The following is a 7,688-nucleotide window of genomic DNA, read 5'->3' as shown; positions in this document are numbered from 1 at the left end:
GCGCAAAGCACGCCGGCGCGACCGTGACAGGTTATGCAGAGCTTCCCTAGCTGCGCTCCACTCTCTCTACCGCATTGATGCGCCGCAGCCGGCGGATGATGTTGGCCAGATGGTGGCGATCGCGCACGTCGATGAGAAACCGAATGGTGATCAGCGCACCGCTGCTTTCCGGGAACACGATGTTCTGGATATTGGAGTCGGCGTCGGCGAACTTGGCGGTGAGCGTGGCCAGCAGCCCGCGCTTGTTGGAGGCCGTCACCCGCAGCTCCACGTCGTATTCGCCGGTCACGTTATCGGCCCAGGTCAGCTCGACGCGATCGGCCGAGGCGCCTTTACGGGTGGAATAGGCACAGCCGAAGCGATGCACCACCAGACCACGGCCGAGGCTGGCCTGGCCATGGATCGCGTCGCCGGGCACCGGGTGACAGCATTTGGCGAACTCGACCACCAGCCCTTCGGTGCCCTCCACGGCCAGCGGCTTGGCCCGCCGGCCCTTGGCCACCGGTGCGTCGCCGGCCAGAAAATGTCGTGCGACCAGCGGCGCCAGGCGCCGACCCAGGCCGATGGCGGCATACAGCGCGGGCAGGCTCGGTTCGTCCATTTCCGCCAGCCCGCGGTCGATATCCGAGCGCGACAGTCGGCGCAGCGACAGCCCCAGGTCGCCCAAGGACTTGTCCAGCAAACGCTCACCCAGGCGCTGCGCCTTGTCTTCGCGCTGGTTCTTGAGGAAGTTGCGCACCCCGGTGCGCGCTTTCGCGGTCTTGAGAAAATGCAGCCAGGCCGCGTTCGGGCGCGCATGCTTGGCGGTGATGATTTCGACTGTCTGCCCGGACTGGAGCTGGCTGTTGAGCGGCGCCAGATGGCCTTCGACACGCGCGGCCACGCAGCGATCACCAAGCTCGGTATGCACCGCATAGGCGAAATCGACACAGGTCGCGCCCTTGGCCAGGCGGATGATCTGGCCCTTGGGCGTGAATACATAGACCTCGTCGGGAAACAGATCCATGCGCAGGTTGTCGACGAAGCGCAGCGAATCGCGCTCGCCTTCGTGCATTTCGGCCAGATGCGCCAGCCATTCCTCGGCGTCGAGGTTGCCGAGCTTGCCGGCCTTCTCGCCGAGCTTGTACTGCCAGTGCGCGGCGATGCCGGATTCGGCGATCTGATCCATCTCGCGGGTACGAATCTGGACCTCGAACTTGATCCCGCCACGTGCCATTACCGTGGTATGCAGCGACTGATAGCCGTTGAGTTTGGGGTTGGCGATGAAGTCGTTGAACTGTTCGGTAATCGGGCGATAGCGGTGATGAACGATGCCCAGCCCGCGATAGCATTCGTCCACCGCATCGACGATCACGCGTACGCCGTAGAGGTCGAACACATCCAGAAAACGGCGGTGCTTTTCGCGCATTTTCCGATAGATGCTGTAGAGATTCTTGCGCCGGCCTTTCACGATCGCGCCGATCCCCTCGGCGGCCAGAGCCCGCGACAGCGTCTCCTCGATTTCGCGCAGCAGGCTGCGCCGATCGCCGGTCACCGATTGGCTGGCGCGGCGCAACACCTCGTAGCGGCGCGGGTACATGTTCTTGAAGCCGAGCTCCTCGAGCTCCTGGCGCATGCTGTTGATGCCCAACCGTCTTGCGATGGGGGCATAGATCTCAAGCGTTTCGCGGGCGATCGAAGCCCGCTTTTTCGCGGTCATGCCTTCGAGCGTGCGCATGTTGTGCAGCCGATCGGCCAGCTTGACCAGAATGACGCGAATATCGCGCGTCATCGCGAGCATCAGTTTGCGAAAACTTTCGGCCGTGGCCTGCTCGCGGCTATGGAACTGGGCCTTGTCGAGCTTGCTGACACCGTCGACGAGATCGGCCACTTCCTTGCCAAAGCGTCGCGCCACCTCTTCACGGGCGGCGTCGGTATCTTCGATGACGTCGTGCAGGATCGCGGCGATCAGCGTCGTGGCGTCCAGCCGCATCTCGGCCAGGATCCGGGCCACCGCCAGCGGATGATAGATATAAGGTTCGCCGGTCTTGCGAAACTGGCCACGATGCTGGTGCTCGCCAAACTCATAGGCGGCCCGCACCCGCGCGATCGCCGGCTCCGGCAGATAACTTTCCAGATGCTCGGCGAGCGTATCGATACCGAACTCGCGCGAAATACGCGAGGTCCGAATACGCGTTTGCAGCCGATTGATACCGCTTGGCAATTCCATGATCCAAGAGTACTGCTAAAACGCCGTTTTGACGACTCGCTACCCGGCTCGTCCTCGCTTGCGAAAATTCGCCCCACGCGACCGGTCATCCGGCCGGCATTTCGCGCGTACGGAAATGTACCCGGGCCACTGCGGCCCAGCCGGATACCCCACCTTGCCCATCGTCAGGAATACGAACCGTCGCCAGGACCGCCGTGTAATCGCGAGTGTTTCTATCGGTTTTAAGGCAGAAACCGCCTATTACGCTGATTGCGCATATGTATTGATTCGGCCGTGGTGGGCGATCGATACCATCGGTGCTTCGGCTTCGGTGGTCGTCGCCGGCGGGGGAAGGTCGGCAGATCAACGTAGATCAAAGACAGGAGATCGCGGTCGCTCGCTCTCGCCCGGCGTATGCGCCCACGCTCTTCCTCATCTGCGTAATCTGCGAAATCTGCGGTTGTTCTTGAAGAACGTCGCCATCAGACGCTCGACTACCGAATCCGCATCGAGCGGAGCCTGTCTGCGAACCGCCTTGAGCGCCCGGCGCGAACATAACCTCGACAAACGCTTGGGCGGTCGGTCCTTTGCCTTAGTCGCGTTTCTTCGCGCACAACCGGCTTGCAAGAATCCGACACAAAAAAGCCGCTGAAGACAGCGGCTTTTCGTAACGCGTGCCGGGCGTGGCCGGCTACGTTCGCTTATTCGTCGGCGTCGGCCGCGGGCTTGGCGGCTTTCTTCTCGCCTTCGGCTTCCAGATCTTCTTCGCTCGGCTCGGCCGGCTGCGGCGCATCCATGCCGGTGCTCACCGGCGGCAGGTCCGGCTCGTCGAGAATGGCGATGGTGACTTCACCAGCGGCGATCTCGCGCAGTGCCATCACCGTGGGCTTGTCGTCCTCCCAGGGCAGGCGGGCGTTGGCGCCGCGGGCAAGCTGGCGGGCGCGCTTGGCCGCGATCGTGGCCAGTTCGAACTTGTTGTTGACGTGCTCAAGACAATCTTCGACGGTAACTCGGGCCATGACGATACTCTCGCGACGAGGGTGGCAAACCGCGCAGTATAACCATGCGCACCCGCGTCGGCCAGCCCTGTGTTGCTACGATGCGCCCTGCGCGCCCGGGTCGGTGGCCCAGAAGATCTGTTCGAGCGCCTCCACGGCATCGTCGAACACGTCGTTGACGATCTGATAGTCGTATTCGTTGGCGCGGGCGAGTTCGTCGTCGGCTTCCGCCAGCCGGCGCTGGATCTGGGCGTCGTCATCGGATGCACGCGAGCGCAGCCGCCGCTCCAGCTCTTCGCGCGATGGCGGTCGGATGAAGATAGTGACTACGTCTTCGCTGCGGGCGCGCACCTGTCGGGCCCCCTGCCAGTCGATATCCAGCACCACGTCCTGCCCGTGCGCGAGCCAGCGTTCGGTCTCGGCCGCCGACGTGCCGTAATGGCGATCGAATACGCGGGCGTGTTCCAGAAAGGCGCCGACCGCGATCATGGCCTCGAAGTCGGACACCGAGACGAAGTGGTAGTCCTCGCCGTCGACCTCGCCGGGCCGGGCGGCGCGGGTGGTATAGGACACCGAAAAACGGGCCTTGCGACCGCGCGCGGCCAGGCGCTCGATCACGGCATGGGTGAGGCTCGTCTTGCCCGCGCCCGAGGGCGCGGAAATCACGTACAGCTGTCCGCGGCGTTGGCTTTGGCAATCGTTCACGCGTGCCCTATTCGATGTTCTGAACCTGTTCGCGCATCTGCTCGATGAGCACCTTCATCTCCACCGCATGGGCGGTGAGTTCCGCATCCTGCGATTTAGAGCCGAGCGTGTTCGCCTCGCGATTGAATTCCTGCATGAGAAAATCCAGGCGGCGACCGATGGGCTCTTTTTTCTTCAGCGCTTTTTCCAACGCCTCGACATGGCTGTGCAGGCGATCGATCTCCTCGGCCACGTCCATGCGCTGGGCAGTGAAGATCAACTCCTGCTCGACGCGCGCGGGGTCGGCCTCGCTGTCCAGTTCGGCCAGACGGGCACGCATTTTGTCGTACCAGGCATTGCGTGCCTGCGGTACGCGCTCGGCGGCGGCATCGGCATGCTCGCGAATCTGGCGCGCGCGTTCGATCAGCATCGTGGCCAGGCGACCGCCCTCGTCCTCGCGCATGGATTGCAGCTGCCCTAGCGCCTGTTTCAACGCAGCCAGCGCCTCACGCTGGATGGCGTCGATATCGGGCTCGCGCTCGCGCTGCACGCCAGGATAGGTCAATAGCCGCAGCGCGTCCGGCGCACGACAATCGATCACCGTGGAGCGAACCTGCGACAGGGCCTCGCCCAGCGCGGCCAGGCGCTGTTCGTCGATCTCGATGGCCTGGGTATCGTCGGTGGTGACGAGCTTGGCGCCAATATCCACCTTGCCGCGCGACACCACCTTGGCCACCGCTTCGCGAATCGACGGCTCCAGCGCACGCAGTGCATCCGGCAGACGCAGATGAATATCGAGATAGCGGTGATTGACGCTGCGCAGTTCCCATACCACTTCGCCCCAGTCGCCCTGGGCCTGGCTGCGCGCGAAACCGGTCATGCTCCGGGTCATGGACTGTCCGTGGTCGTCATCGATATGGCAAGCCGCGCAGTATCGCACAGCCATGCGCGTTCACGCTGGCGCCGGGCATGCCGCAGGCACCACGCTGTTACACTGCACGGCCAGTTTATAGACGACCAAGGGCCCGATCTTGACCACGCGACCCAGCGCACGCGCCGCCGACGAACTACGCGACGTACGCTTCGAACGCCATTTCACCAAGCATGCCGCCGGCTCGGTCCTGGTGAGCTTCGGCGATACCAAAGTGATCTGCACCGCCAGCGTGGAAGAACGCGTGCCGCCGTGGCTGCGCGGCCAGAACAGCGGCTGGCTGACCGCCGAATACGGCATGCTGCCGGGCGCGACCGGCAGCCGCAACGGCCGTGAAGCCGCCCGCGGCAAACAGGGCGGACGCACCGTGGAAATCCAGCGTCTGATCGGGCGCAGCCTGCGCGCGGTGGTCGACATGAACGCGCTGGGCAGCCGCACGGTCACCATCGACTGCGACGTAATCCAGGCCGACGGCGGTACCCGCACCGCGTCGATCACCGGTGGCTATGTTGCCCTCGTCGACGCCATGGATTCGTTGGTCAAGGCCGGCAAGCTCAAGAGCAGCCCCATCCATGGCCAGATCGCGGCCGTGTCGGTCGGCATTTATAACGGCATGCCGGTGCTCGATCTGGACTATGCCGAGGATTCGCAGGCCGAAACCGATATGAACGTGGTCATGAACGAGGCCGGCGGCTTCGTCGAGATCCAGGGCACGGCCGAGGGCCATGCCTTTGCGCGCAGCGAACTCGACGCCCTGCTCGGCCATGCCGAAAAAGGCATCGGCGAGCTCATCGAGGCCCAGCGCGCGGCCCGCGAAGGATAACGCCCCATGGCTTCACCGCATCGACGCTGGGTGCTGGCCTCGGGCAATGCCGGCAAGCTCGCCGAAATGCGCAGCCTGCTGGAAGTGCTCGATATCGAGCTGGTCAGCCAGAGCGAATTCGACGTGCCCGATGCCGAGGAAACCGGTATCGGCTTCGTCGACAACGCGCTGATCAAGGCTCGCCACGCGGCCGCACTGACCGGCCTGCCGGCGATCGCCGACGATTCCGGCCTGGCCGTGGACGCACTCGACGGCGCGCCCGGCGTGTATTCGGCACGCTATGCGGGTAGCCACGGCGACGACGCGGCGAATAACGCCAAGCTCGTGGCGGCTCTCGAGGGGCTCGCCCCGGCGCGGCGGGGTGCGGCCTTTCACTGTTGCCTGGTCGCCACCCGCTCGGCCAGCGACCCGGTGCCGGTGATCGCCCACGGCGTATGGCGTGGCCGCGTTCTCGAAGCAGCCCGCGGCGAACACGGTTTCGGCTACGACCCGTTGTTCTGGGTGGAAGAAGAAAACGCCAGCGCCGCCGAAATGGGGGCCGAGCGCAAGAATGCGATCAGCCATCGCGCCCGCGCCATGCACCAGCTCGTCGAGCAACTGCGCGCCGATGAGCACGACGGCTGAACAACCCGCCCCGGCGAGCGCACAACGCAGCGGCATACCGTTATCGGTGTATGTGCATCTGCCCTGGTGCGTGCGCAAATGCCCCTACTGCGACTTCAACTCGCATCGAGCACCGGCCGAACTGCCGGAAACCGCCTATATCGACGCCCTGCTCGCCGACTGGGCGCTCGCCGCGGCCGACGAAAACCGGCCGATCGACACCGTATTCTTCGGCGGCGGCACGCCGAGCCTGTTCTCGGCGGAGGCGATCGGTCGAATACTCGCCGCGCTGGACGCCAGACTCGGTTTGTCGAGCGACTGTGAAATAACGCTCGAGGCCAACCCGGGCACGACCGAACGGACCCGCTTTGCCGATCTGCGGGCCGTGGGCGTCAACCGGCTTTCGCTGGGTATTCAGAGCCTGGACAACGACTGCCTGAGCGCGCTCGGACGCATCCATGGCGCAGCCGAGGCCCTGGCCGCGATCGACGATGCCCGCGCCGGGGGCTTTACCGCGATCAACTGCGATCTGATGTTCGGGCTGCCCGGCCAGACCCATGCCCGGGCCATGGCCGATATCGACGGCATCATCGAACGCGAGCCGGGCCATATCTCCTATTACCAGCTGACTCTGGAACCGAACACGCCGTTCTATCGACAGCCGCCGGCCCTGCCGGACGACGATGCGGTGGTCGAGATATTCGAACGCGCCGGCGAGCGTCTGCGTAGCGCCGGCTACGCGCAATACGAAGTCTCGGCCTGGGCACAGCCCGGCAAAGCCTGCCGCCATAACGAAAACTACTGGCGCTTTGGCGACTACCTGGGCATCGGCGCGGGCGCCCATGGCAAGCGCACGCGCGCCGACGGTCATATCGAACGCAGCGCGCGCCAGCGCTGGCCCACGGGGTACATGAGCGTGGCCGGCAGGCCGGCATCGATCGCCGAATCCCGCCTGCTCGACGAAGACGACGCCTGCTTCGAATTCCTGCTCAACGGCCTGCGACGGCGCGCGGGCGTGACGCGTAACGATTACGAGCAGCGCACCGGCCTCGACTGGCAAGCCCTGGGCACGACCCTCGCACAACCGATCGCCCAGGGACTTGTAGCCTTCGATCGGCAAACGCTGCGGGCCACCGAGCGCGGCTGGCGGTTTCTGGATACGATTCTGGCCGAGGTACTGCCCTGATGCTCGAAGAACAGACGGTAACCTGTCCCTACTGCGGCGAGCCGATCGTGATGGTGGTCGACTGTTCGGCCGGCGATCAGACCTACACCGAAGACTGTTTCGTGTGTTGCCAGCCCATACTGGTGAGCGTGAACGTCGCCCCCGACGGCAGCCTGGCGCATGTCGATACCGCGGCCGAAAACGACTAGCCCGCCCTGCGCTATTGCCTTGTATGCAGCCCTCCGGGGCGCCCGGCGCGCCGAGCGCGGCTCGACTGCCAGACTGGCTGAACGGGT

At 64.8% G+C, this 7,688-nt stretch carries 8 protein-coding genes; 4 read left to right on the top strand and 4 right to left on the bottom strand.

All coding sequences use genetic code 11. From position 1 onward, the window contains the following. Positions 1 to 46 precede the first annotated feature (46 nt). From ABNU97_RS09725 to ABNU97_RS09710, 4 genes are all read right to left on the bottom strand, one after another. Positions 47 to 2,209 (bottom strand): bifunctional (p)ppGpp synthetase/guanosine-3',5'-bis(diphosphate) 3'-pyrophosphohydrolase, encoded by a 2,163-nt coding sequence (locus tag ABNU97_RS09725; RefSeq protein ID WP_348766536.1) that lies wholly within the window; start codon positions 2,207 to 2,209, stop codon positions 47 to 49. 680 nt (positions 2,210 to 2,889) lie between these two features. Further along, positions 2,890 to 3,207 (bottom strand): DNA-directed RNA polymerase subunit omega, encoded by a 318-nt coding sequence (rpoZ, locus tag ABNU97_RS09720; protein WP_348766535.1) that lies wholly within the window; start codon positions 3,205 to 3,207, stop codon positions 2,890 to 2,892. Between the two features lie 75 nt (positions 3,208 to 3,282). Then, complete coding sequence (gmk, locus tag ABNU97_RS09715) at positions 3,283 to 3,891, bottom strand: guanylate kinase (RefSeq protein ID WP_348766534.1); 609 nt, start codon at positions 3,889 to 3,891, stop codon at positions 3,283 to 3,285. Between the two features lie 7 nt (positions 3,892 to 3,898). After that, a complete protein-coding gene (locus tag ABNU97_RS09710; protein ID WP_348766533.1) occupies positions 3,899 to 4,762 on the bottom strand; it encodes a YicC/YloC family endoribonuclease in 864 nt (287 codons plus the stop codon). A gap of 136 nt (positions 4,763 to 4,898) precedes the next feature. Here ABNU97_RS09710 and rph point away from each other — a divergent pair, with 136 nt between their 5' ends. Genes rph through ABNU97_RS09690 form a run of 4 tightly spaced genes read left to right on the top strand, consistent with a single transcriptional unit; the run spans position 4,899 to position 7,601 of the window. After that, on the top strand, positions 4,899 to 5,624 hold the full coding sequence (gene rph, locus ABNU97_RS09705) for a ribonuclease PH (RefSeq protein ID WP_348766537.1): 726 nt from the start codon (positions 4,899 to 4,901) through the stop codon (positions 5,622 to 5,624). 6 nt (positions 5,625 to 5,630) lie between these two features. Continuing rightward, positions 5,631 to 6,248 (top strand): RdgB/HAM1 family non-canonical purine NTP pyrophosphatase, encoded by a 618-nt coding sequence (gene rdgB, locus ABNU97_RS09700; RefSeq protein WP_348766532.1) that lies wholly within the window; start codon positions 5,631 to 5,633, stop codon positions 6,246 to 6,248. Continuing rightward, on the top strand, positions 6,232 to 7,413 hold the full coding sequence (gene hemW / locus ABNU97_RS09695; protein ID WP_348766531.1) for a radical SAM family heme chaperone HemW: 1,182 nt from the start codon (positions 6,232 to 6,234) through the stop codon (positions 7,411 to 7,413). Before rdgB ends, hemW begins: the two co-directional genes overlap by 17 nt. Next, the gene (locus ABNU97_RS09690) at positions 7,413 to 7,601 is read left to right on the top strand and encodes a CPXCG motif-containing cysteine-rich protein (protein ID WP_348766530.1); all 189 of its coding nucleotides are present in this window, start codon (positions 7,413 to 7,415) and stop codon (positions 7,599 to 7,601) included. Before hemW ends, ABNU97_RS09690 begins: the two co-directional genes overlap by 1 nt. The last annotated feature ends 87 nt before the right edge of the window (positions 7,602 to 7,688 follow it).

Origin of the sequence: uncultured Salinisphaera sp., assembly GCF_964012375.1 — a bacterium.
Lineage (GTDB): Bacteria > Pseudomonadota > Gammaproteobacteria > Nevskiales > Salinisphaeraceae > Salinisphaera.
The sequence above is the reverse complement of the archived record's forward strand: the minus strand, read 5'-3'. Positions and strand labels throughout refer to the sequence as shown.